A 23,666-nucleotide genomic window follows, 5' to 3' on the forward strand; every position below is an offset into this window, starting at 1 on the left:
ATCTTTCTAGATAAATGCTATAATAGAAAAGATATTCGTGAAATTGCATGTAAATGGGGGAGAATAAATGAAAACAAAGAAAAAGAAAAAAGCACAGCTTCCCTTTCGCTTAAATATTTTATTTTTTGTTGTATTTTTATTGTTTTCTGTTCTAATCTTCCAATTAGGGGTTGTACAGATTTTAAATGGTGAAGATTTTCAAAAAGAAATTGATCGAACCATTCAGGATACAACGAAAATCCCTGTTCCAAGAGGAAAAATATATGATCGAAACCATGATGTTATTGTAGATAATAAACCACTATATTCCATTACGTATACGCCGCCAAAAGGAACACAGGCAAAAGAAAGATTGGAAGTGGCTAAAGATCTGGCTAAATATATTTCCATGGACAGTGAAGAGATATTGGACGGTATTACTGATCGAAATAGAAGAGAGTATTGGTATCTGGAAAATAAAGAAGAAGCTGTCGATAGGTTATCCGATGAAGCGAAAGAAAAACTGGATGACACAAAAGAGTATAGTGAGACATTAAAGCTAATAACGGATGAGGAAATTGATGGTTTTTCAAAAGAAGTTCTTGAAGTAATAGCAATTAAAAAAGAACTCGACAAAGCATACTCGTTAACACCACAAACTGTAAAAAATGAAGATGTAACACCAGAAGAGTATGCAAGAGTTGCTGAACATCTTGATGAATTGCCAGGGATCAATGCAACTACAGATTGGAATAGGGAACATCCCTATGAAAGTACATTCAAAAGCCTGCTTGGTTCAATATCGACACAGGAGGAAGGGATTCCTGCTGAAAAGGAAGAATATTATTTAACAAGAGGATACAGTCGAAATGACCGGGTTGGAAAAAGTGGTTTGGAAGAACAATACGAAGAGATTTTGCGTGGAAGAAAGGAACAAATTCAATATACCACTGATAAGAGTGGAAAAGTTATCGATGCTAAAACTGTTGTCCAAGGTGAACGAGGGAAAGATTTAGTTCTGACAATTGATATGGAATTCCAGGAGGAAGTTGATAAAATTGTCCGGGAGGAATTGCTAACAGCACTTGGCAATTATTCAAATCCGTATTTGGAAGATGCGCTTGCAGTTGTTATCAACCCACAAACAGGTGAACTACTGGCGGTATCGGGACAGCATTATGATAGGGAAAATAACGAATATGAAAATGCAGCATATAAAACTTTGTATGATTCGCATCTTCCTGGTTCAATCGTAAAAGGGGCAACAGTACTTGCAGGATATGAATCCGGTGTTATTACACCATGGCAGACTTTTTACGATAGACCTATAATAATAAAAGATTCAGACCCAAAAGGATCCTGGAGAAACCTTGGAACTGTAGACGATCTTGATGCATTAAGAATGTCTTCAAACGTATATATGTTTTATATTGCTATGCGAATGGGGGGGCATTATAATTTCCAGCAACATGATTCTTTAGTATTTACGAATGATAATTATTTCCAGGAAATGCGGAATTATTTCAGACAATTCGGGCTTGGTGTTAAGACAGGTATCGATTTCCCATATGAAGCAACGGGCTTTGTTGGCGAATCAACGGCTGGACAGTTACTGGACTATGCAATTGGCCAGTATGATACTTTTACGACAATGCAAATGGCACAATATGTAGCAACCATTGCCAATGATGGGTACCGTGTTCGACCACATTTTTTAAAGGAAATCAGAGAACCGAATAATGCTGAGGGTGAATTGGGTCCTGTTCGCAAAAGTGTCAGTACAGAGGTATTAAATCGAATCCAAATGAGCAATAGTCATATAGAAAGAGTTCAGGAAGGATTTCGTCAGGCTTTTCAAAGTCCTGGTGGAACAGGGTACAGCTATTGGGCTGATAAGGATTATAACCCTGCTGGTAAAACAGGTACAGCGGAAAATGAGTTTTATGAGAATAGTGTTCAGATAAAAACTGAAAATCTGACACTCGTAGGATATGCTCCCTTTGATGAACCAGAAATTGCGTTTGCAGTAGTTGTTCCCAGACTGGGAACTCAATCACAGCAGCATTCAATTAACCATGCGATTGGTGAGAGAATTATGGATACGTACTTTGATATGAAAGAAGACAGAGATGAAGAGGAGCAAGAGGATACAGAAGAATGATATCGAAAAATATTACCACCCCTGAACTAAAGTTATTTAATTCAGGGGTCTTTTTTTATTCTCAAATTTTTACATAAATTTTACAATAGGTTAATAGGCTATTAACACAACTCGGCTATGATTAATGTAAATGACATTTCAAATTATGTTAATGAAAAGACTGGGGTGGAGAAATGGCAACACGTGACCAATTTCAAAGTGAAATGGAAGAAATTAATGAAGATATTATTGCACTTGCAAACTTATCAGGGAAAGCTTTAAGTGAATCAATCGAAGCACTTTACCATCAGGATATGGAACTGGCCAATCAAATTATCGCTAAAGACATAGAAATAGACAGAAAAGAAATGGAGATCAATGATAAAACTATCCTGCTTATCGCAAAACAGCAGCCTGTTGCAACAGACTTACGAAGATTGATTATTGCAGTCAGAATTGTTACAGACATTGAGCGGATGGCGGATAATGCAAAAAATATTGCGAAATCAACAATTTATTTAGGACAGGATAATAAAGCCCTTATCCCAGAGGGGCTTCAAACAATGCATGATCTTTCCATAGAGATGCTTCAGACAGCGCTTAATGCTTTTAAATATGAGGATATCACAATTGCAGGAAAGCTTTCTGGGATGGATGATAAAGTAGATAAACTATATAAGCTCATTATTAGTGAAATGCTGGGAGAAACAGCAACCAATGCTGATAAAATTCAATATGTTATGCAAATTGCATTCTGTGCAAGATACCTTGAACGATTTGCGGATCATATAACAAATATTGGTGAAAGTATTTTGTTTTTAGTAAAAGGAGAAAACTATAATTTAAATTAAAAAGCTATATGGCAGCATGATTCATTGCTGCCATATAGCTTATTTTGTTATGATTTCAGCTATTTCATAAAAGCTCAAATCGCTCGTTAATTCATATTCGCCAATTTGAATTTTTAAACCGTAGTCCTGGTCATTCAGGTATTGATTAAATTCGTTTGAGTCCTCAATTATCTGATTATCTTCCAAGAGAGAACTTACAGTAGTGGAGGCCATCCCGGACGCTATTGTTAATGTATATGTGATAACTTCATCTTCCTCAGTAGTTTCTTCTTCGGATGTGTCTTCCTCAGTCGAAGCATCCTCTTCTGAAGTATTATCATCTTCCGCGTTATTTTCAGTGTCATTAACTTCTTCTTCTGATTCATCGGCAGCTGTATCTTCCTCTTCAGTATTATTAGCTGCATTATTCTCATCACCCTTAACAGATAATGAAATATATTCCTCCTCGGTTATAACCCGAAATCCCTCTTGTTCAACTAATGGAATCATGTCTTCAACGGTTTTCCCTTCTGCTTCCGGTTCATCTACAAAGTAAAAAGTAACCAGCATTATAATTCCTGCAGTAAGTAGACCAATTGCAAATGAGCGTACTGTTTTTTTCATATTCTTCTCCTTCTCATGATAAGGTTCTTTTCAGATCCTTTAATTCTCTTTTGATGTGAGATCCTGGGGTAGCAATTCTTCTTCCAGTATTTTTATTTTTTTCTTCATTTGATATGTATCCTGCATTGTTGTTATTGATAATTGTTCTAATTGACTCTCCAATTCTTCAAACTTATCATTCATGAAATAGGATAATACAAATAGGACTACCGCAACAGCAATTATGGAAAATATTACATAAATCAACTTAATTCCCTCCAATTCGTGTTCACTATTAGTTATAACATAGAATTGGATAGGAGAAAACAATAATTTTTTACCATAAGAATCTTGATAGTTTTAATAATATCTGCTATTATAATTAAGTCTGAAATGAAATGATACAAGGTTTCTATTAGAAAACTTGGCTTGTCGCCAAGCCTTAATGGCGAAAGCCTTAGTTACACTTATACTGATTTCCTAAAAAAGTTATACTTTCCTATCAGTATAAAGTAAGTTTTTAAAAGTTTGGAGGGAAAATCATGCGCGTTAACATCACTTTAGCTTGTACTGAAACAGGAGAACGTAATTACATCACTACAAAAAATAAACGTACAAATCCTGAGCGTATTGAGCTTATGAAATATTGTCCACGTCTTAAAAAACAAACATTACATCGTGAAACAAAATAATTAAATTTGAATTAGAGAAACTCTTATCATCCTTGATAAGAGTTTATTTTTTTATTTTTGCCAAAAATTGCGTTATACTTCTACTAATAGAGAGTTTGCTTTCGAAGGGGGAAACGGAATTGGATAAACAACAATTACGACAATCTGCAATCAAGACACTTAAAAATTTTTCGGAAGCTGAAAAACAAAATATTGAACGTAAATTAACGGAAAATCTTCTATCATCTGAATTATGGACATATGCAAAATGTATTGGAATTACAATGGCTCAGGGGTTTGAATGGAATACCAAAGCGATTATAGAAGCAGCCTGGAAGCAAAATAAAACGATTGCCGTTCCAAAATGTTCACCAAAAGAAAAAAAACTTACATTTTATAGATTGGAATCCTATGATCAATTGGAAGTTGTTTATTATAATTTGCTGGAACCCAAACCTGTCGAATCAAATGTAGTTGAAAAGGCAAATATTGATTTGTTGGTTGTTCCAGGACTGTTGTTTGATAAAAAAGGATACCGTATCGGTTTTGGTGGCGGATATTATGACCGGTTTTTAATGGGTTATTCTAACGAAACAGTTTCGATCCTTCATTCCAGTCAATTAGTAGAAAACGTACCAGCAGAGCCATTTGATATCCCTGTTCAGCATATGATTACTGAAAAAGAAGTGTATATGAAGGTGAAGTAAGGGGGAGTTTTTAATGGAACAAAATAGATATTCCCGGCAAATATTATTTAACCCTATTAGTGAAGCAGGGCAAGATAAAATAAAAAAAAGCTCTGTACTTGTAGTGGGAGCAGGTGCATTAGGGACAGTTATTTGTAACCACCTGGTTCGTTCAGGTATTGGAAAACTACGGATCATAGATCGTGATTATGTCGAACTAAGCAATCTCCAAAGACAAATGCTCTTTGATGAGGAAGATGTTAAAGAGGCAGTGCCAAAAGCTATTGCAGCCAAAAACAAACTGAAGAAAATTAATAGTACAATTACCGTTGAAGCTGTAATCGGAAATGCTACATATGAAAATATAGAAGAATTAGTTGAGGATGTTGATGTAGTACTGGATGGAACAGATAATTTTGCTACCCGCTATCTTTTGAACGATATCTGTTTCAAGAAAAATATACCCTTTTCCTATGGCGGTGTTGTCAGTTCAAGGGGAATGTCTGCATTCTTTATTCCAGGTGAAACTCCCTGTCTCAGATGTATCACAAAAGAGGGTGGTGATACCGGTCAAACCTGTGATACTGTCGGAGTTATAAATCCAGCTGTTGATATTGTTTCCTCCATGCAGGTGACTGAAACACTCAAGTATCTGACGGGAAATAAAGATCATTTGAGAAAAACGCTGAGAACCTTTGATATTTGGTTTAATAATCAATATGATATGAAATTTCCTAAGCCCAACCCAACATGTCCTACCTGTCAGCAAAAAAAGTTCCCTGCATTACAAAAAACTGCAAAAGCTAACGAAACGGTACTTTGTGGAAGGAACACTGTCCAAATTCATCAGAAATCTCAATTGGATCTTACAAAATGGGAAAAACGGCTTTCTTCTGTAGCGGCAGTTAAACGAACCCCATTTTTAGTAAAGGCACAATTTGATGATGAAATGAATTTTGTTCTATTTCCCGATGGCCGGGTCCTTATCCAAGGTACAGAGGATCAGGTTAAAGCACGAACCTGGTATGATCGATATATCGGATCCTAATGTATAAAATTTATCTATTGGAAGATAACTAATAACACACTAAAAGTAGAAAAAGAGGGTGTTATGATGCGAATATTGGTAGTAATTACTTTTATAATTACTGCAGTTTCACTTATATATAAATGGCGATACCGGGTTATGAACACGATCCTCGCTGTAAGTTTCCTGCGAAGAGCCGCAGTTGCTTTATCGATGAACATGCCAACAATACGAACAAAGATTTTTCCGGGTTTGTTTACAGGAAATGGAAACCAATCCATAAACTGATTATATAGGTAAAAAAAGAAGTTGTTTATGACAGCTTCTTTTTTATTAGACTTTGTAACTTTTTAATTCTCGGAGTTGATGTAAACTGCGACGTAAAATCAATGGTAATAGGTTTAATCCATCGCTCCGGAAATACACTACGCTTTCCGCGGGCGGCTAATGAGCCTCCTCGAGCTGTCGCTCTCCGGGGTCTCATCTAGGCCTCTGCTCCCGCAGGAGTCTCCGTGTATTTCCTCCGCTATAATTGCAAGTATTGGCAATGAACCATATGAACTAATTGATACAAAGCATTGAACACTCCACCAGTTCGGGTGAGCGAAGGGCGGTGACCCCTGCTCAGAATAGCACGTGTCCGAAGACCCCGCAGAGTGGTTTTCTCGAGGAGGCTAAGGCCGTGCCCGCGGAAAGCTTCCGCCCGGAGCGATCCCGGACGGCAGCAATAGCACATATCATGGGAATTTAATCTTAATTTACTTCGCAGTATATATTTTTTTATGACAAAACACAAACTCTTTTTGGTAGGCTGGCACTATGCAGTCTCAATCTTTTAGAAAAGAGTTTTCTTTTAAGAAGAAAAACCCCAATAAATTTGGTATGATTATGTCCTGGGGGAGGATAATGTATGTATTTAGAGGAACAGTTTACGATGTATAAAATTGCTAACCATTTGGTACAAAACAGCCAATATGAAGTGCTTCATATAAATGATAAAGATGAGGAAATCTGGCTGGAGAAATATGAGAACAAAACATCCAGGCTGATTCGAATTGCACATCAGGGATTTGATTGGAAAAATCACTTAAAAAAAGATATAGCACATGTATTTCAGAAGGCAAAGGCTATGAGCCGCTTGCTTATAGGAAAAAACATCGAATTACATAATGTTTATATTGCTGCACATCCTCCTGTGGACGACTGGGAAGTATTAAAAAAACCGATGCAGCTAAAAGAGAAAAATCCAATTAAAATGAAAATATATTATTTAGCAGAAGATGAATTTACAGAAGAAGAGACAAGGTTTTATGAGGCTGTAGGGTCAACATCCCCTAAAACTGCAGAAGATGTTCCTGAAAGTGTTATGGAAGAAAAAGTTCAATTCTATAAAAAATCATTAACTGAAGCACAGCAAAGCAAACAAAAAGAAGTGGAAAACATTTTTTCGTTCGGAAAGCCTTTTTTAATCTATCTTTTATTAATCGTAAATGTTTTCATGTTCTTTTTGCTGGAAAGAAATGGCGACAGTCAGTCTATCGAAAATTTAATTGAATTTGGGGCTAAGTATAACCCGGCGATAATTGAAAGAGGGGAATGGTGGCGGGTTATCAGTTCCATGTTTCTGCATATAGGCTTCTTGCATTTATTTATGAATATGCTGGCAGTATATTATTTAGGATCATTAGTAGAACGGATTTATGGGTCCTGGCGTTTTCTCATCATATACTTTTTAGCCGGAATAGGTGGGGGTTTAGCCAGCTTTGCCTTTTCCTCTCATGTATCTGCAGGAGCATCCGGAGCATTATTTGGATTGTTCGGTGCATTGTTATTTTTCGGAGTAATTCATAAGAAAGTATTTTTTCAAACAATGGGTAAAAATATCCTCTTGTTAATCGGGATTAATATTGTTTTTGGATTTACTATTCCACAAATTGACATGGGTGCCCATCTTGGCGGATTGATTGCAGGCTTTATTGCTTCAGCAATCATTCACCTTCCATCAAATAAAGATTTACCGAAGCAATTAATCGCATTTGCGGTTTATCTTGTAATGATCGTGGGATTAGTGATATTTGGCATAGAAAACAACATGAATAGCCAGGCATATAATCTGATGAAAATTGAAGAACTCAATCAAGAGAATAAGTATGAAGAGGTAGTGGATATTGCTACAACTGCATTGGACAAACGAGGTGACCTGGAAGGACCATTGTTATTTCAACGCTCATATGCCTATATCGAACTGGATCAAATTGACTTAGCAATTGAGGATTTAGAAAAAAGTATTCAATCTGACAATGAGATACCTGAAGCTTATTATAATTTAGCTCTGCTTTATTTTAATACCGGTGAAACAGTAAAAGCAGAGGAAGCCATCATAAAAGCATATGAGATGAAACCTGAGGATGAAGGTTTCATAAATTTATATGAACAAATTACTGGAGAAGAAGTTCAATAATAATGTTAAAACGTGTCCAATCAACTGACTGGGCACGTTTTAATTTGCGTATTGCTGTATCAATTTGTATTTTTTGGCGTTTAATTCAAACAGTACGAGCAAATGCTGATTTTGTTTATCGAATAAAATAATTGGTATATAACTTTGAAGCTGATTATTCTCTGTATTTACTGCTGGAATAATATAGTTTTTATATAAACCTTCCCATAGCTGCCCCATGATCTTGTTCGTCTCATCTCGAGTCATAGTTGGAAGGGGCTCATTATTATATTTATGCAGTGAAGTGAGTGGGACTGATAAATAGGACTCACCGGAAATGTCGAAATATGTAAACAGTCGATTCCAATGATAAAGCAATTGCTGCTTTGTTGTTCGATTTAGAAGGTTCTTCCATTCTGATTCAAACTCGTTTTCAGGTGTTTTAAAGGCATCAAGTGATGTATTTGGAGAATCAATTACATATAAGTGGTCGGCAGACATCTGACGAATACTTTTGATTTGTTCATTCGGATAATGAATTTCCCCATGATGAAAAGAGATTACCTGAAAGAAGCTGCTATCTTCACTAACAAGCTTTTCTTCTATTTGAATATGATCTGTGTCCTGTACCCATTTACTGCGAACACCCCTTAACCTTCCGTTATCAAATAATAATGAAGCATCCTGACGTAAATACATTTCCTTATCACTCCTGGAATCCGTTGTCCATGCAAGCTGATAAGAGTCATTCCCTTTTGGCAGAAAAAGTTCCAGATTGGAATTTGCAGAAGTAAAAGAGCTATCTTCATCATCTGGGAAATATGTAATTGCCGGAGCGGTATTGATGCCTAATATAAAAAATATACTAAAACCCAATATAATAACACTCAAAGAAATAAATAAGCCCTTATTCATGAATTTTGTCATCCTTTAATCAGCCTGTCTTTTTAAAAATATATGATGATTGGTTCCTATTTATGTTTCCTCAAGGATTGTTGCATAAAATTGTTCACCCTGCTAAAACTAATAATTATTATTATAGAAAATTCAGGTGACTAAATGGAAAATAATAAACAGACTTTATATTCTTCTTTTAATAAAAATGTAGACTATGTAAAAGAGAGATTAGGTGTAGAGGAGAGCTTTGACTTAATACATCTGGATCTGGAATATGCAGGAAGAAAGATGGCTTTATTTGTCATTGATGGTTTTGCAAAAGACGATATTTTACACCTCTTAATGAAATTCCTTGCAAAGATTGAGCCTGAGGATTTAGAACCGGATCCGTTAACCAAGTTATTAAAAACGTATATTCCGTATATTGAGATAGATCAGGTGGATGATCTGAATGAAGCATCAGATCTTGTACTTGGTGGACCTGCAGCTTTAATTGTAGAAGGAATCGACAAAGTAATTATTATTGATGCACGAACATATCCCGTAAGAGCACCTGCAGAACCGGATTTGGAGCGTGTGGTAAGAGGTTCAAGAGATGGATATGTTGAAACAATTGTGTTTAATACATCATTAACACGGAGAAGAGTGCGTGATCGTTCGTTAAGAATGGCATATCTTCAAATTGGCAGAAGGTCCAAAACAGATATTGCTATTTGTTATCTGGCTGATATTGCAGATATGGAACGAGTAGACCATTTAAAACATGTATTAAAAAAGATTGATACAGATGGTCTCCCAATGGCAGAAAAAACGATAGAGGAGTATATCAGTGGACGTCATTGGAATCCATATCCAACCGTCCGTTATACAGAAAGACCCGATACTGCCGCAGCACATTTATATGAAGGGCATGTACTGATAATTATTGATGGTTCTCCGAGTGTTATGATAACACCAGCGACTTATTGGCATCATCTGCAACATGCAGAGGAATACCGGCAAAAGCCATTAGTAGGTGCGTATTTACGGATGGTTCGTTTTTTCGCGGTAATTGCATCTATATTTATTTTGCCACTATATTTCCTGCTTTCTGCGAATCCTGATCTCCTGCCGAAGGGATTAGAGTTTATTGGTCCAAATGAAATGGGAGCAATTCCGTTGATAGTACAGTTTCTGCTTGCGGAAATAGGTATAGACATGCTGAGACTGGCCGCAATACACACCCCTTCTTCTTTAGCAACTGCACTTGGATTGGTTGCAGCAATCATGATTGGTCAGGTTTCAGTAGAGGTGGGTTGGTTTTCCAATGAAGTAGTTCTTTATCTGGCAATAGCTGCTATTGGATCATATGCTACACCTAGTTATGAGCTCAGTCTTGCAAACCGGTTAGTGAGGATATTCCTGCTATTAACAACAGCTTCATTTGGAATTATTGGTTATGTTGCAGGGATAACGCTTTGGATTCTTTATATAACAAGTATGAAATCCTTTAATATTGCTTACTTTTGGCCCTTTTTACCCTTTTCCTACCGTGCATTCCGTGATATCTTAATTAGATCACCTATCCCATTAAAAAATAGAAGACCGACATTTTTAAACCCACAGGACCCAGATCGTTGATAGACGATCTGGGTTTTATATAGGTTGCTAAAAAAGTGTAGGAGATTTAATGTTATAATTTATTATTAATATAAGTCTGGTCCCGCTCGACGTGGATTAGTTTAGGAGCTATAATTACCTGATCAGCATAACATTTGCTATAATATAGATTGGTGATTTTATGAAAACTATTTACGATGTTCAACAATTATTGAAAAAATATGGGACCTTTATCTATACTGGTGACAGAATTGGGGACCTGGAGCTTATGAACATGGAGATTAATGAATTATTTCAATTAAAATTCATTCATAAAGAAGACTACATACAGGCTAAATTACTTCTAAGAAAAGAAATAACACGATTGAGTAATGAAAAAAAGGGGCGCATTTCTCATGAATAAAATGATAATTGGTATTGATGTTGGCGGAACTACAGTAAAAATAGGACTATTAAGTAAAGACGGAGAAATAATAAAAAAATGGGAGATCCCGACAGATACGTCCAATTACGGACTTTCTATCGTAGATGATATATGGAAATCGATAAAAACTGAATTAGAAGAGTCAAAAATTAAAAAAGATAATATAATGGGAATCGGTATGGGTGCACCTGGTTTTATTGATGGAGAGACCGGCTATGTATATGAAGCTGTAAATATTGGCTGGAAAGAATATGGATTATCCAAGGAACTAAAAGCCAGATCCGGTTTACCGGTATTTGTTGGAAATGATGCAAATATAGCAGTGCTTGGCGAAAACTGGCGTGGTGCAGGTAAAAATGTCAGAAACCTTATTGCAATTACTTTAGGTACAGGAGTTGGCGGTGGAATCATAGCAAATGGGGATATTTTAGATGGTGAAAATGGGATGGCAGGAGAAATTGGTCATATTACCATTGATCCAGGTGGCTATAGATGTAATTGTGGTCGGAATGGATGTTTGGAAACCATTGCATCTGCAACCGGTATTGTGCGTCAGGCAATGGATATAATTGAAAGAGACCAGGAAAGCATGCTAGCTGAACATTTTCAGGAGACGGGGTCAATTACAGCAAAGGATATTTTTGATTTAGCTAAAGAAGGGGACTTAGTTAGTGAAAACATCATAAAATATACTACAGATATTCTTGGTTTAGTTATAGCGAATATGGGTGTTTCCATTAATCCGTCCAAAGTATTGATTGGGGGAGGGGTATCAAAAGCGGGAGATCAGTTACTCCTTGCAATTCAACAAGCTTTTGGAAAATATGCGATACCCAGAGTTAAAGAAATTTGCGAGATACGGCTAGCCCAATTAGGAAACGATGCCGGCATTATTGGTGGCGCATTTCTTGTAAGACAAAAGATAGAGAGTATTACATTCTAGTATATGCTAGTGAAAAAAATAATAATCTATGAAACTTTTAACTAAGATAAAACGTCATATAGTATAACGGCAAATTTTACAGGAAATACACTTTGTGTTTACATGACCATAATAACGGGAATTTAAAAATGAGAATATAAATGAATGATGATGAATAAATTATTTAATTAGTCATGATCTATTTGCTGTAAAATGGATAGGAAATATCAGGAGGAAATGATTATGCGGAATTTAAATCAAGGTAAAATACCGTTATATATTATTGCGACTTTATTATTTGGAGTTAAAACATATATCGTGTATCGATTTATGTTTCATATTGATTTGGAAAACTCAATGCAGGAGTTAATCTTATTTATAAATCCTTTCGTGTCAGCTTTTCTAATCTTTGCATTAGCTGTATGGTTTAAAAAGCACTCACGTCAAATGAAATTTTTAAGGTATACCGCATTAATTGGGACACTGATTGTGTTTGCTAATTTAGTGTTTTATCGTTCGTTTACAGATTTTATTACAATACCACAACTGTTCCAGGCAAGTAATGCAGCAGATCTTGGAACAAGTATTTTAACATTGATCAAGCCATATGATGTGTTGTTATTTGCAGATGTTATTATTATTTGGTATCTAAGCAAGAAGAAACAGAAAGTGATGATAACTGATTACCCTCGAAGTGGAAAGGTCTTTGCGTTAGCAATGTCCTTTGTGTTGCTTGCAGGTAACTTTTTTCTCGCTGAAATGGAAAGACCGCAACTATTTACACGTGCATTTGACCGTGAGTATTTAGTGAAAAATATTGGATTATTTAATTACCATGCTTACGATATTGTGATTAACACAAAAGCAAAAACTCAAAAAGTATTTGCAGATGGAAATGAATTACCTGAAATTCAGGATTATATTGATGATCAGGTTAGAAGCAGTGAGCAATCAGAATTGTTTGGTGTTGCAGAAGATAAAAACATTATCTTTATCAGTGCAGAATCCATCCAGAGTTTTGTTATTAATAATAATGTAAACGGACAAGAGATTACACCATTCCTGAACAGTTTGACAGAAGACGAGGACACGTATTATTTTGAAAACTTCTACCATCAAACAGAGCAGGGGAAGACATCTGATTCTGAATTTTTAGTGGAAAATTCGCTTTATCCATTATCAAGGGGTGCAGTGTTTTTTACCCAGGGTCAAAATAAATTCAATGCAATGCCGGAAATTCTAAAAGAAAAGGATTATTATTCAGCAGTATTTCATGCAAATAATAAGAGCTTCTGGAACAGAGATCAAATGTATGAAAGCCTGAATTTTGATCATTTTTACGGAGAAGAGGCATATGAGGTAAATGATACAAATTCGATTGGCTGGGGATTAAAAGATAAACCATTCTTTGAACAATCGATTAAATACCTCCAAACACTGGAACAACCATTTTATTCAAAACTTATCACGTTAACAAATCATTTTCCATTTGAGCTGGATGAAGAAGATAAATCTATCGAACCTTATGATTCTAATTCAAATACACTGAATAATTTCTTTCCAACAGTGAGATATATGGATGAAGCGATTGAACAATTCTTTAATCAGCTAAAAGATGCCGGGCTGTATAAAGATTCCATCATTGTGATTATGGGTGATCATTATGGAATCAGTCAAAACCACAATAAGGCGATGAGTATGTATTTAAATAAAGAAGAAATTACACCATATGATCATGTCCAACTGCAGCGAGTACCTTTCTTTGTTCATATACCTGGTCATGGAGATGGTGAAGTGAAATCCAAAGTCTCAGGTCAGATTGATGTGAAGCCGACATTGCTGCACATGGCGGGAATCAAAACAGATCAAGACATTTACTTTGGTAATGATTTATTCCATGATGACAGAAAAGGATATATTGCTCTTAGAAATGGTGATTTTATAAGTGATGAATATATTTCTACAAGAGGAATATGTTATGATCGACAAACAGGTGAACCAATAGAGGTTGATGAGGAAGAGGATCAATCAGATTCAAATACAGCGTTAAAAAATGCCTGTGATCCAATTACCGAAAAAGTAGAAAAAGAACTTGGATACTCTGATGATTTGATTTATGGAGATTTATTCCGATTTGTAGACTTTGATAAATTAAATAAATAAAAAGGAAAGAAGCTGCCTCAATTAATGGGGCAGCTTTTTTATGGAAAATATTAGAAAACTTGGTTGTCACCAAGCCCTTAGGTGACGGCCTTAGTTGCACTTATGCAGTAAGGAAGTATTTTATACTTCCTTAACTGCTAAAAAACCAACCTTATAAATAAAAAGTTGGTTTTATGGTAGATTATAAATAATTTTATTATTATCCGGAAATCTCAGAAATTAAAGTTGCAATAGCGAAAAAACCAAATGTTAAGGCTGTAACCGCTGAGAATCCTAGGGCAAAAATATTTTTGAATTTTAATTGACGAATTACTGATACAACCGCAACCAGTGCTACTAGCAAGAATAGAATCGCTAATATGATATGCATGATTTCATCCTCCTTGTGTTCTTTCCCAATCTGTTCTGATTGATTTAAAAATTACATTTGTATTATTATGTAACTAAGCCTTTATATTATTTATTTTATAGTATCAAATGGCTTTTGTCGAGATATATCATAGTTATTTTGGAGGTTTTTAAGAATGAATATTAAAAGTATGTCTTTAGGTCCATTAGGTACAAATTGTTATATTGTTTATAATGATCAAACTGCTTTGATTGTTGATCCTGGTGGAGAGTCGAATTTAATTATCGACTTTCTGGATGAAAGAAGATTATCTGCAGCGGCAATTTTATTAACACATGCTCATTTCGATCATATAGGTGCTGTTGATAAACTCCGCACATTTTATGATATAGAAGTCTACTTACATGAAAAAGAAGCTTCATGGCTTGAAAATCCAAGTTTAAATAGATCTGTATTTTTCACAGGAGATGAAATTAAAACAAAGTCACCTGAACACATTTTAAAGCCGGGATGGATGGAAGTAGGTCCATTTGCATTTGAAGTAATTCATACCCCCGGGCATTCGCCAGGGAGTGTAAGTTTTGTATTCGCTGAAGATTTGTATGTCATTAGTGGTGATGTGTTGTTTCAACAGGGAATAGGGCGTACTGATTTACCCGGTGGGGATATGAAGCAGTTGGAATTAAGTATTAGAAACCATTTATACAAGTTGGATGATTCGTTTGCAGTTTATCCAGGCCATGGTCCGAAAACCAATATAGCATTTGAAAAGCAGCATAATCCTTTTTTTAAAGAACAATAAAAAACCCTTCTTTTGAAAGAAGGGTTTTAGGGGGGATGTGCTCTACTTTTGTTGGTTAGGGATATAAGTTAAGCTACACTTTATACTATAAATGGTGTTTAGCAACATGTCAATAGTGTTAACTTAAAAATCTAATAATTTATAAAAGATAAAAAAGAACTCTGCATTATTTTTATGTAAGCAGAGTTCTTTTTTGTCTTAATGTCCGAAACCAGGTACCAGTATAAATTCGGAATACCATGTAAAGCCAATCATAAAGACTGTACAATACGCTCCAAATAAATACATATACATACGTTCAGATAATTTCAAATAACCAACTGTAAGGAAAAACGCCGTTTGAACCAGGAATAATAGTGCTGTTTTTTGCATATCTCCAACATAAAACATTACTGTAAATATACCCGTCCAAAAGGCTAGCATACGAAACACACGATCCATGCATTTCCCCCTCCTTTTTAGGTAAGCTTATCATTGTTATTATAAACCAGGAATAACATCTTGTAAATGAATCTTGCTAAACAACTGAAAGTTTTGCGACATAAATGCAGCTTTCACAGCCTTGAAACATGTTTTCTTCCTCTATTAAATCAACATTTGTAAATAGAACCTCAAACATTCCTTTTAAAAACGCATTGTGCATATTGCAAACCATTGTGTGATTGTTTGTAGCGATTTCTTTAAAAGGGCAATTATTAATTTTGAACTTAATACTTTTATTTTCCGGGTTGTACTCGAACTTTGGATACATTCCCAACATTGTTCCGGCATCTTCAAGAATATGGATTTTTTGTTCAATGGTTAGATCCTGAGAAACAGGAATTGCCTGATAATGTTCCATTACTTTCATTCCATATTTTTTACCAGTATTATATAATGCGATTTTACCTGGTTCGCCTAATTCTACAAAGGATTCGAGTGCGATAGTAGAGAGGAGCTTGTAATCACGATGTGGAAAGTTAAGTTCAATTACTTCATTGGAAAGGCGATATATTCTGCTTGGTCTCCCACCCTTTCCAGTTTTTTTGGAATAGGAAACAACCATTTTAATGTCCTCTAACTTTGATAAATGCAATCTTGCAACATTTGGATGAATCTCAAACTGTTTTGCGATTTCTATTACATTTACTTCCCGGTGTTCTTGGATAATATACTGGTAAATATTATATCTGGTTGGATCACTTAACACATTTGTAACCTTTAGTGTCTGTTCCACCTTCATTCACCTCTGTTATATTTATTACCTTAATTATAATAAATATCCATATATAAATGTGTGAAAAGTGATGTTTGTTGGAAATTATACACATCTTACTCTATTACAGGTATTTCATTCTCTGCAATTAAATAATTTGTAATTAAATAATTGGAATCGTTATTTGTTTCCAGGAAGAAATCCAGTTTAGATCTCCCGTTTGTTTCGGAAGCTATTTTGATTTCTACAGTTCCTTCAGGAAATATATAGGTAACTTTTTCAATTGGGGTTTGCTCTTTTTTCAATTCCTCCAGTAATGATGTGCGCCCCATTTGGAACAATGTTTCTATTTTCAATTGTTCCATGTGACTTTCTGTTATATGGATATCATTCCTGTAGCTATTAATATTGGTTGTGATAATAATAAAAACCAGTGATATGATAAACAGGACATAGGGCAGAAAAAATCCTTGTTCATTACTTATAGAAAATAATTGTTTTTTCATAAATTTCCCCTTGTTGTGATATAACGGTTGTACGTATTCCGTTGGGCACTTCTTCAAATTTCAAATCCTGTATATTCTGTAAATATAGATCGTGCCCTTTCCAATCTATCCGTCTGCGAACTTGAACCCCTTTATATGTTTCAATTGTAGCTGTTTTATTATTTTCCAAATCAAGATATAGTATTGTGGGACTTACCCTGTAGTCAGTTGCAATCATCACGTCATCCCGCAAAAATTTAAAAAACTGCTGAATGGATAATTCATCATAATTAGAATCGTAGCTGGCTGATTTAATTAAAATGGCAGCAAAGGGTAGTGAAACGGCTAAGACTGTAATAATCAATAGCATGGATATAAATGTAAACGCCCGTTCATTTTTGAGGGAGACCATATAGACAAAATGATTCATCTTTCTTTTTGACATTTTCCCATGTTACACATCCTTTGATATAGTCATTTTCTTTTGTAAAATGAAATGTTGCATTTTTATTTTGTATCGTTTCATGAAAAAGAGAAGGGGAAGAAAGGTTTTCTTCCCATATATATGGCTGCAATTCATCATGCAGCCGGTATGCGAGTACTCGGCGGTCACTTAAAATCTGCTGTTCCTCGTTTAGTAAAACAATAATAGGAACAATAACAGATACTGCAACCATAAGAATACTTGTTGCAACCAGAACCTCAATTAAAGTAAACCCATTATTCTTCAGCAATATAAAACCTGCCTTTTCCAGGTTGAAAAACAGCGATATACTTCTTGTCTTTTACCAAAAATTCCAGTGTACCTGCTTCACGTATTGTGCCACTTTGTGTAAAGGACATTTTTCTATTAAATTTCTTTTCGATTATTTCCAATCCAGGAGGAAATGCTCTTTCAATAGAACCTTTGTGAGGTCCCTGTAAAATTTCATATTTGTCCTGACGAAATCTGATTATATAAAAATCCTCCGTTGTGGTTGATGCCAGCGATTGGATAAATAAAAAATCTGATTCCAATGTTTCAAAAAAATGATTTACCCGCTGTTTTTCAAGATTGGATATATTTAGTGATGCACTAAGCAGCAATAATATGGATAAAATGCTTAGTACAAAGAGCAGTTCAATTAAAGTAAATCCGTTTTTATCATTCATCTTCAGGATTTGGGTTATTTACTATTCCCTCCGACTCAAAAGTTATTGCATCTCCACTAGGACATTCTTTTTGCTCGTTAGAAATATAATCTTTTTCCACCAAATCGTCTATAGTTGCAGGGTAACTGCCTTCATCCAAATAATACAAATCCACCTGTGCCTGGACCACTTTAACCAATGCATCACAGCCCGTTTCATGGACACCTTTACTTTTTCCACTAAGATTAGGAACAATAAGTATGATCAATACAGAGATGATCATTAGAACAATTAACATTTCTATCAGGGTAAAACCTTTATTATTTTTAAACATAGAAATTCTCTCCTCTAAATAGTATTAATTAACTCAAACATTGGCCACATCAATGTTATATAAATGAAAATAATGAAACTTGCCAGAATTAGAAAAAACACTGGTTGAATATATGTGAATAGTCGAATAATTTTCCGCTGTATTTCCTCCATTAATAACTCTGCATACACCGAGAGGTCTTTTTCGAGTGCATCTGTATCTGTATTCTTTTGGAAAATAGCTGCTAATTGTTTTTCAAAGAGAGTGAATTGTGATAGCAGGTATGTTATATGGAGTCCCTTCGTTAATTCTGCAGTCATTAGTCTGGAATAATGAGCTATGATCGGCAATTTCTGTTGTTTGGCCATTTGATGCAGAATTTCTTTGAAGGACATACCAGTTTTCAAAAGTGTATTGAAATGCATTGCAAAGAGAAAGGAGGTTTGAAGTCTTAAAAACTTGCGGTAAATCGGTATAGTACTTAACAATTGAATTTGTCTTTCGGAATCCATTTTATGTTTCATAAATCGCCACATAATAAAACCTGCCAGGGTCACCGCAATGATCAGGATCCCTAAAGCACCTAAAAAATCAATAATGTTTATGGAGATCCGTATTGTTGCTGAAGCGTCCGTATTCTGAAAAATCTCTGCAAATGATGGAAGTACAGATTGCTTTATAAAATATAGCAATAGGGAGAAGATAACGAATAGAATGAGTGGATATCTGGCAATTTGCTGGAACTTTTTCGTATAATTCATTCTGTGCTCGTACATCTCTATGCATTTTTTAATACTTCCTTCGAGGTCTCCATTAGATCGAACAAAATATAAATAAGATGTGATCGTATGATGGAATAGCCCCTCTTCAAATGCATGGTCTACGGTACTTCCGTTTTTTAAACATGTTATGATTCGGGTCGCAGGGCGAATTAATTGATTATCCCATTTCATGATCTCAAGAGCAGATAGTAGTGGGTAACCATTTGCCAATAATCGATGGAGTCTTTGCAGGAAACGTAATTGAATTTCATTTGCAGGTTTTTCTTTACGAATTGTTAAGAGTCTCCTCAGATAAATAACCATATGCGAAAGCCTTCTTTCTTAAGTGATCAAAAGAGTGGAAGGTATTCATATCAGAACCGTCATCTCCTTTTAACGCATTATCAAGTGCATTCCCATCCAATAGCTCTAATATTGCTGCTCTTCGTTTGATTGTTTGATTAATTTGAATGGGAAGCAGCTGTAAGGAAGCTACTGCAATAAGTGATTGTTGCAAATCAATTTCTTTTAATCCCATTTCAAGTAAACGATGGATTGTTCCGACGGCATCTTTGGCATGTAATGTACTCAAAACAAGGTGGCCTGTTAGTGAGGCATCAAAAGCAAATTTTGCTGTATGCTTATCACGTATTTCTCCAATCATAATAATATCTGGATCATGTCTTAATGCCGCTTTTAACCCGGTTTGATATGTTATGCCTGCCTTTTCATTTACCTGTACCTGCAGGATATCGTGTATTTCTTTTTCAATGGGGTCTTCAAGTGTGATGGTTTGATACGACTTTTCTTTTAAAATTGCCTGTAATAATGCATACAGGGTTGTTGTTTTTCCACTTCCGGTTGGACCAGTGAACAAGATGATTCCAGCACGATTTGAAATCCATTCCTTTATTTTTTTAAGTTGGTTTGGAAACAAAAAAAGTTGATCAAGGGTAAGGTTTTCTTCCTGAGGCAGGATTCGAATTGCCAGGCTTTCTGTGTGGTTGACGGGAAGTGTCGATAATCGAAGCGAAAATAGTTGTGACGGATCCTGATGAGTAATTGTGCCATTTTGCGGTTTTCTTATTTCACCGATATCCATTTCTGATGTGAATTTATAATATGTGAGTAATAATTCGTATTGGGAAGTTAAAATGGATTTGTAAAATATTCGTTTTCCATGGATACGAAAATAAATATTTGTTTGCGTGGAAAATGGATAAAAGTGAATGTCCGATGCTTGTGCTTCGAAGGCAGTTTTTAAAAGCTTACTTGAAAGTGCTGCAGCAGGGTTCAAAATAATTCACCTCCTTAAATAATCTGCAACAACTACACTATTCGACATGTTTTGATAAACTCCTTCTTTATTCAGAAAGTATTTTAAAAACTTTTGAAAAAATATCATGAATAGTCGAAAGCCTTTTTGTTAAAGCTATAGATAAGACTAAACAGTATGAGGTGATCGTTATTTCAGGAAATGATTATATAAAGTTTATGACGGAGCAGGTTGTAGCATATATTGATTTACCTTCTGATGAAAGAGATGAAAGAAGAAAAAGAAAGGAAGAACAAAAGGAGGAACAGCGGATATATACAAATAAATGGCTTGGTGTTTTGCCATTTGCCTTTCGAATATTCATAAAGAAAACAAAGGTAGCAGGGAGATCTTCTTGATCATACCTGCTACTTTTTTACATATCAAAAATCCCTCGTCAGATAAAAAATTCCTCCATTAATAACCTCATAGGTAATACGTGGTTCGAAGCGCTCGGTTATTTCGTTTATTTCTTTTTCCATTTGTTCCTTTTCCTCATCTGTATCCCCAACGTAAAAATGTTTAAGCATCTGTATTTCATTATCCAATGTATTTATTGAATCTTCGGCCCATGAATGACTTTGATTTTCAATATAATTGTCGATTACTGATTCAATCCGACGAAAGCCGCTTTTAAGTTTAATTATTGGAGAGATGGTGTAGCAGTAGTCGGAAATGGTCGTTTGCAGCTGTATTGGTTCAAGTAAATTCATCATCTCCAGCTTCATAGCACCATTTACCAGATGAAGCCCAATTGAAATAAGCTCATCTTTCTTTTGTTTTCCTTTGTAACTGATCTTGATATTGGTGACCAGCCATGGATACAGTGGCGTGTTCTGGCTTGTATTCATTTGCTGGAATAATCTGGTATGTTTTTCGTTCTGCTTCAGGTGATTGATTATTTGTTGTAAACGGGGGCTTCCAAAGTGTATCCACTCCCCGTTTATTTCTCTTTTATCGGGATTTGTAATAAGAGTAAGTTGCTTTGGTTCTCCCTGTTGCCCGATTTTTTTAATGTAATGCCAATAAAATGGACGATTCATCAGTACTCTATCCATTTCCTCAGTGAGCTGTACGGATAAAACTCCCTCTTTATTAAGAGGGGTTTTACAATGATGTGCTTTAAAATAATCCTGTAAAAACATATTTAAATTAGTTATGGCCATATTGTTGTTCCCCGCTTACTGAATGATCATTGGTATATTTAATAATGGAAGAAAGGTTATTCAATTTAATTTTTGCCTCGCCAGTTGATGAGGATTCATTAAATATGTTTTTAATTTCCGACTCAATGTCAGGTATATTTAATTCAGCCAGTATATCATCAAGGTGACCAATTACCTGTTCGAATAAATTAATCTTTTCGTATAACAATTTCATAATATGTTCTTCAATTGTGTTACGGATTGCTAAATTGTAAATATGAACATCTTTTTCCTGACCATAGCGATGGATACGTCCAATTCTCTGTTCCAATCGCATAGGGTTCCATGGAAGGTCATAATTAATCATATAACTGCAAAATTGCAGGTTAATTCCTTCTCCGCCAGCTTCCGTTGCAATTAAAACCTGTGCATGGTTCTCAAACAGTTGCTTCATCCAATCTTTTTTCCCGCGTTTAAAACCACCTCTAAATGGGACTGAAGAAATTCCGTGCTGCTGCAGATACCATTGCAGATAGAGTTGCGTTGCCCGATATTCTGTGAAAATGATAACTTTCTCATCGCCAATATTTTTAATTAATTCAATGACTTTATCTGCTTTAATGTGATGTGGCAATTGTTCGATTTTCGCCAGTAGGGATTGAATTTCCTCTTTTGCTTCATTATTTTCAATTTTTTTAAGTGATAAATAACACGCTTCACGTGATGAACATATTTCTCTCAAATAGGTTATCTTTGAAAAGGTAGAAAGGGCTTCTGTCATACTATCGATTTCATTGTATACTTCCTGCTCTTCTTTTGTGAAATCAATATATACGGTTTCAATCCTTCGTTTGGTATTATTCATATCAGTATTTTGCCTTGTATTACGAACCATTACTTTTTGAATTAGTTGTTTTAAATAAATATCCTGCTTAATTTTTTTTCGGTCTTTTCCATATTGCTCCAAAAAGGAATCATAATTGCCTAAATGGCCTGGTTTTAAGATGGAAACAAGATTGAAAATTTCGATGAGACGATTTTGCACAGGTGTTGCAGTTAAAAGCAGACAATATTTTTTTTTGAGAGCACGGACAAATTCGTAATTTTTTGTTTTATGATTTTTAAGCTTGTGTGCCTCATCAATTAATATAAAATCATATTCTATATCCAATATGTTTTCACGATGTGGGGAGCGTTTTGCTGTGTCAATAGACGAAATAATTATATCTCCCTGCTCCCATGCATAGTTTTTTCGGTGAGGAACTGCTGGAATATAAAATTTTTCATTTAATTCTTTTGCCCATTGGTTGACCAATGAAGCTGGAACTAAAATGAGTGCTTTCTTTACTAATCCTCTAATCATATATTCTTTTAATATCAGTCCGGCTTCTATGGTTTTACCTAATCCAACCTCATCAGCCAAAATAGCTCTTCCATTCATTGTTTCAATAACCTGCTCGGCACAATTCACCTGATGCTCTAAAAAGTCTACATGGGGCAGGTATTCCAATGCACGTAATCCATTGAATTCCGGTGTCATTGTAGTTAATTCAGCTTGATAGGCCATTGAAAAAAGATCCCAGGAAGAATACTGCCCATTCTTTTCCATCACAGTGTGAAGCTGATCGATAAATGCAGTATCCTTTACTATTTGAATCGACTTCATCATATCCTTCCTTTGTCTGAAAATTTTAGATTAAATGTAAATGGCTATATTCCATTTTGTTTCTATGATATAATAATGACGAGAAATGGATTTTTCATCGATTGATACATAGTATAACCAAAT

Annotated in this window: 28 protein-coding genes; 13 read left to right on the forward strand and 15 right to left on the reverse strand. The window is 35.1% G+C overall.

Annotation, left to right across the window (positions count from 1 at the left end):
- Nucleotides 1–67: 67 nt before the first annotated feature.
- Nucleotides 68–2,140, forward strand: a complete 2,073-nt coding sequence (locus CIL05_RS13885) for a peptidoglycan D,D-transpeptidase FtsI family protein (RefSeq protein WP_095656146.1) — start codon at nucleotides 68–70, stop codon at nucleotides 2,138–2,140.
- Nucleotides 2,141–2,313: 173 nt separating this feature from the next.
- A complete protein-coding gene (gene phoU / locus CIL05_RS13890) occupies nucleotides 2,314–2,970 on the forward strand; it encodes a phosphate signaling complex protein PhoU (RefSeq protein WP_095656147.1) in 657 nt (218 codons plus the stop codon).
- A gap of 39 nt (nucleotides 2,971–3,009) precedes the next feature.
- Here the strand turns inward: phoU and CIL05_RS22425 are convergent, their stop codons facing one another.
- On the reverse strand, nucleotides 3,010–3,573 hold the full coding sequence (locus CIL05_RS22425) for a hypothetical protein (RefSeq protein WP_095656148.1): 564 nt from the start codon (nucleotides 3,571–3,573) through the stop codon (nucleotides 3,010–3,012).
- A gap of 39 nt (nucleotides 3,574–3,612) precedes the next feature.
- The gene (locus CIL05_RS13900; RefSeq protein ID WP_095656149.1) at nucleotides 3,613–3,819 is read right to left on the reverse strand and encodes a hypothetical protein; all 207 of its coding nucleotides are present in this window, start codon (nucleotides 3,817–3,819) and stop codon (nucleotides 3,613–3,615) included.
- A 275-nt stretch (nucleotides 3,820–4,094) separates the two neighbouring features.
- Between CIL05_RS13900 and rpmG the strand changes: the two genes are divergently transcribed.
- The 5 genes from rpmG (at nucleotide 4,095) to CIL05_RS13925 (ending at nucleotide 8,397) form a co-directional block, all read left to right on the forward strand.
- Complete coding sequence (rpmG, locus tag CIL05_RS13905) at nucleotides 4,095–4,244, forward strand: 50S ribosomal protein L33 (protein ID WP_095656150.1); 150 nt, start codon at nucleotides 4,095–4,097, stop codon at nucleotides 4,242–4,244.
- 119 nt (nucleotides 4,245–4,363) lie between these two features.
- The gene (locus CIL05_RS13910; RefSeq protein WP_095656151.1) at nucleotides 4,364–4,930 is read left to right on the forward strand and encodes a 5-formyltetrahydrofolate cyclo-ligase; all 567 of its coding nucleotides are present in this window, start codon (nucleotides 4,364–4,366) and stop codon (nucleotides 4,928–4,930) included.
- Between the two features lie 13 nt (nucleotides 4,931–4,943).
- Nucleotides 4,944–5,957, forward strand: coding sequence for a ThiF family adenylyltransferase (locus CIL05_RS13915; RefSeq protein ID WP_095656152.1), 1,014 nt, complete (start codon nucleotides 4,944–4,946; stop codon nucleotides 5,955–5,957).
- Nucleotides 5,958–6,020: 63 nt separating this feature from the next.
- Nucleotides 6,021–6,224, forward strand: a complete 204-nt coding sequence (gene yqgO, locus CIL05_RS13920) for a protein YqgO (protein WP_240510199.1) — start codon at nucleotides 6,021–6,023, stop codon at nucleotides 6,222–6,224.
- 622 nt (nucleotides 6,225–6,846) lie between these two features.
- Nucleotides 6,847–8,397: a rhomboid family intramembrane serine protease gene (locus CIL05_RS13925; protein ID WP_095656154.1), complete on the forward strand. Its 1,551-nt coding sequence runs from the start codon at nucleotides 6,847–6,849 to the stop codon at nucleotides 8,395–8,397.
- A 39-nt stretch (nucleotides 8,398–8,436) separates the two neighbouring features.
- Here the strand turns inward: CIL05_RS13925 and CIL05_RS13930 are convergent, their stop codons facing one another.
- Nucleotides 8,437–9,291 (reverse strand): hypothetical protein, encoded by an 855-nt coding sequence (locus CIL05_RS13930; protein WP_095656155.1) that lies wholly within the window; start codon nucleotides 9,289–9,291, stop codon nucleotides 8,437–8,439.
- Between the two features lie 144 nt (nucleotides 9,292–9,435).
- On the opposite strand from CIL05_RS13930, the gene CIL05_RS13935 reads away from it, so the two are divergent.
- The 4 genes from CIL05_RS13935 to CIL05_RS13950 all read left to right on the forward strand — a co-directional run bounded on the left by CIL05_RS13935 (nucleotide 9,436) and on the right by CIL05_RS13950 (nucleotide 14,381).
- Nucleotides 9,436–10,893 (forward strand): spore germination protein, encoded by a 1,458-nt coding sequence (locus CIL05_RS13935; protein ID WP_095656156.1) that lies wholly within the window; start codon nucleotides 9,436–9,438, stop codon nucleotides 10,891–10,893.
- A 160-nt stretch (nucleotides 10,894–11,053) separates the two neighbouring features.
- Nucleotides 11,054–11,275 (forward strand): YqgQ family protein, encoded by a 222-nt coding sequence (locus CIL05_RS13940; protein ID WP_095656157.1) that lies wholly within the window; start codon nucleotides 11,054–11,056, stop codon nucleotides 11,273–11,275.
- Nucleotides 11,268–12,239 carry an ROK family glucokinase gene (locus tag CIL05_RS13945; protein ID WP_095656158.1) on the forward strand — a complete coding sequence of 324 codons (972 nt, stop codon included), beginning with the start codon at nucleotides 11,268–11,270 and terminating at the stop codon, nucleotides 12,237–12,239. The genes CIL05_RS13940 and CIL05_RS13945 overlap by 8 nt, the downstream gene beginning before the upstream one ends.
- 222 nt (nucleotides 12,240–12,461) lie before the next feature.
- Nucleotides 12,462–14,381 (forward strand): LTA synthase family protein, encoded by a 1,920-nt coding sequence (locus CIL05_RS13950; protein WP_439144841.1) that lies wholly within the window; start codon nucleotides 12,462–12,464, stop codon nucleotides 14,379–14,381.
- A 199-nt stretch (nucleotides 14,382–14,580) separates the two neighbouring features.
- On the opposite strand, the gene CIL05_RS13955 is transcribed toward CIL05_RS13950, so the two are convergent.
- On the reverse strand, nucleotides 14,581–14,751 hold the full coding sequence (locus CIL05_RS13955) for a DUF2759 family protein (RefSeq protein WP_095656160.1): 171 nt from the start codon (nucleotides 14,749–14,751) through the stop codon (nucleotides 14,581–14,583).
- A 154-nt stretch (nucleotides 14,752–14,905) separates the two neighbouring features.
- Between CIL05_RS13955 and CIL05_RS13960 the strand changes: the two genes are divergently transcribed.
- A complete protein-coding gene (locus tag CIL05_RS13960; protein ID WP_095656161.1) occupies nucleotides 14,906–15,532 on the forward strand; it encodes an MBL fold metallo-hydrolase in 627 nt (208 codons plus the stop codon).
- Between the two features lie 198 nt (nucleotides 15,533–15,730).
- Here CIL05_RS13960 and CIL05_RS13965 read toward each other — a convergent pair whose 3' ends face one another.
- From CIL05_RS13965 to comGA, 9 genes are all read right to left on the reverse strand, one after another.
- Nucleotides 15,731–15,973 carry a DUF2626 domain-containing protein gene (locus CIL05_RS13965; RefSeq protein WP_095656162.1) on the reverse strand — a complete coding sequence of 81 codons (243 nt, stop codon included), beginning with the start codon at nucleotides 15,971–15,973 and terminating at the stop codon, nucleotides 15,731–15,733.
- A gap of 76 nt (nucleotides 15,974–16,049) precedes the next feature.
- Nucleotides 16,050–16,748 (reverse strand): helix-turn-helix transcriptional regulator, encoded by a 699-nt coding sequence (locus CIL05_RS13970; protein ID WP_095656163.1) that lies wholly within the window; start codon nucleotides 16,746–16,748, stop codon nucleotides 16,050–16,052.
- A gap of 95 nt (nucleotides 16,749–16,843) precedes the next feature.
- The gene (locus tag CIL05_RS13975) at nucleotides 16,844–17,233 is read right to left on the reverse strand and encodes a hypothetical protein (protein WP_095656164.1); all 390 of its coding nucleotides are present in this window, start codon (nucleotides 17,231–17,233) and stop codon (nucleotides 16,844–16,846) included.
- Nucleotides 17,205–17,657, reverse strand: coding sequence for a ComGF family competence protein (locus tag CIL05_RS13980; RefSeq protein ID WP_095656165.1), 453 nt, complete (start codon nucleotides 17,655–17,657; stop codon nucleotides 17,205–17,207). The genes CIL05_RS13975 and CIL05_RS13980 overlap by 29 nt, the downstream gene beginning before the upstream one ends.
- Nucleotides 17,605–17,946: a type II secretion system protein gene (locus CIL05_RS13985; RefSeq protein ID WP_165769131.1), complete on the reverse strand. Its 342-nt coding sequence runs from the start codon at nucleotides 17,944–17,946 to the stop codon at nucleotides 17,605–17,607. The genes CIL05_RS13980 and CIL05_RS13985 overlap by 53 nt, the downstream gene beginning before the upstream one ends.
- The gene (gene comGD / locus CIL05_RS13990; RefSeq protein ID WP_095656167.1) at nucleotides 17,933–18,364 is read right to left on the reverse strand and encodes a competence type IV pilus minor pilin ComGD; all 432 of its coding nucleotides are present in this window, start codon (nucleotides 18,362–18,364) and stop codon (nucleotides 17,933–17,935) included. The genes CIL05_RS13985 and comGD overlap by 14 nt, the downstream gene beginning before the upstream one ends.
- The gene (gene comGC / locus CIL05_RS13995) at nucleotides 18,357–18,677 is read right to left on the reverse strand and encodes a competence type IV pilus major pilin ComGC (protein ID WP_095656168.1); all 321 of its coding nucleotides are present in this window, start codon (nucleotides 18,675–18,677) and stop codon (nucleotides 18,357–18,359) included. The genes comGD and comGC overlap by 8 nt, the downstream gene beginning before the upstream one ends.
- Before the next feature lie 14 nt (nucleotides 18,678–18,691).
- Nucleotides 18,692–19,741, reverse strand: coding sequence for a competence type IV pilus assembly protein ComGB (comGB, locus tag CIL05_RS14000; protein WP_095656169.1), 1,050 nt, complete (start codon nucleotides 19,739–19,741; stop codon nucleotides 18,692–18,694).
- Nucleotides 19,704–20,714, reverse strand: a complete 1,011-nt coding sequence (gene comGA / locus CIL05_RS14005) for a competence type IV pilus ATPase ComGA (RefSeq protein ID WP_095656170.1) — start codon at nucleotides 20,712–20,714, stop codon at nucleotides 19,704–19,706. The genes comGB and comGA overlap by 38 nt, the downstream gene beginning before the upstream one ends.
- Nucleotides 20,715–20,884: 170 nt before the next feature.
- Here comGA and CIL05_RS14010 point away from each other — a divergent pair, with 170 nt between their 5' ends.
- On the forward strand, nucleotides 20,885–21,091 hold the full coding sequence (locus CIL05_RS14010; RefSeq protein ID WP_095656214.1) for a YqzE family protein: 207 nt from the start codon (nucleotides 20,885–20,887) through the stop codon (nucleotides 21,089–21,091).
- 24 nt (nucleotides 21,092–21,115) lie between these two features.
- On the opposite strand, the gene CIL05_RS14015 is transcribed toward CIL05_RS14010, so the two are convergent.
- Both CIL05_RS14015 and CIL05_RS14020 read right to left on the reverse strand, forming a co-directional pair.
- Complete coding sequence (locus CIL05_RS14015) at nucleotides 21,116–21,898, reverse strand: YqhG family protein (RefSeq protein ID WP_095656171.1); 783 nt, start codon at nucleotides 21,896–21,898, stop codon at nucleotides 21,116–21,118.
- Entirely contained in the window at nucleotides 21,885–23,543 is a 1,659-nt protein-coding gene (locus CIL05_RS14020; RefSeq protein ID WP_095656172.1) for a DEAD/DEAH box helicase, read from the reverse strand. The genes CIL05_RS14015 and CIL05_RS14020 overlap by 14 nt, the downstream gene beginning before the upstream one ends.
- Nucleotides 23,544–23,666 lie beyond the last annotated feature (123 nt).

The organism is Virgibacillus profundi (genome assembly GCF_002287375.1).
Lineage (GTDB): Bacteria > Bacillota > Bacilli > Bacillales > Amphibacillaceae > Virgibacillus_K > Virgibacillus_K profundi.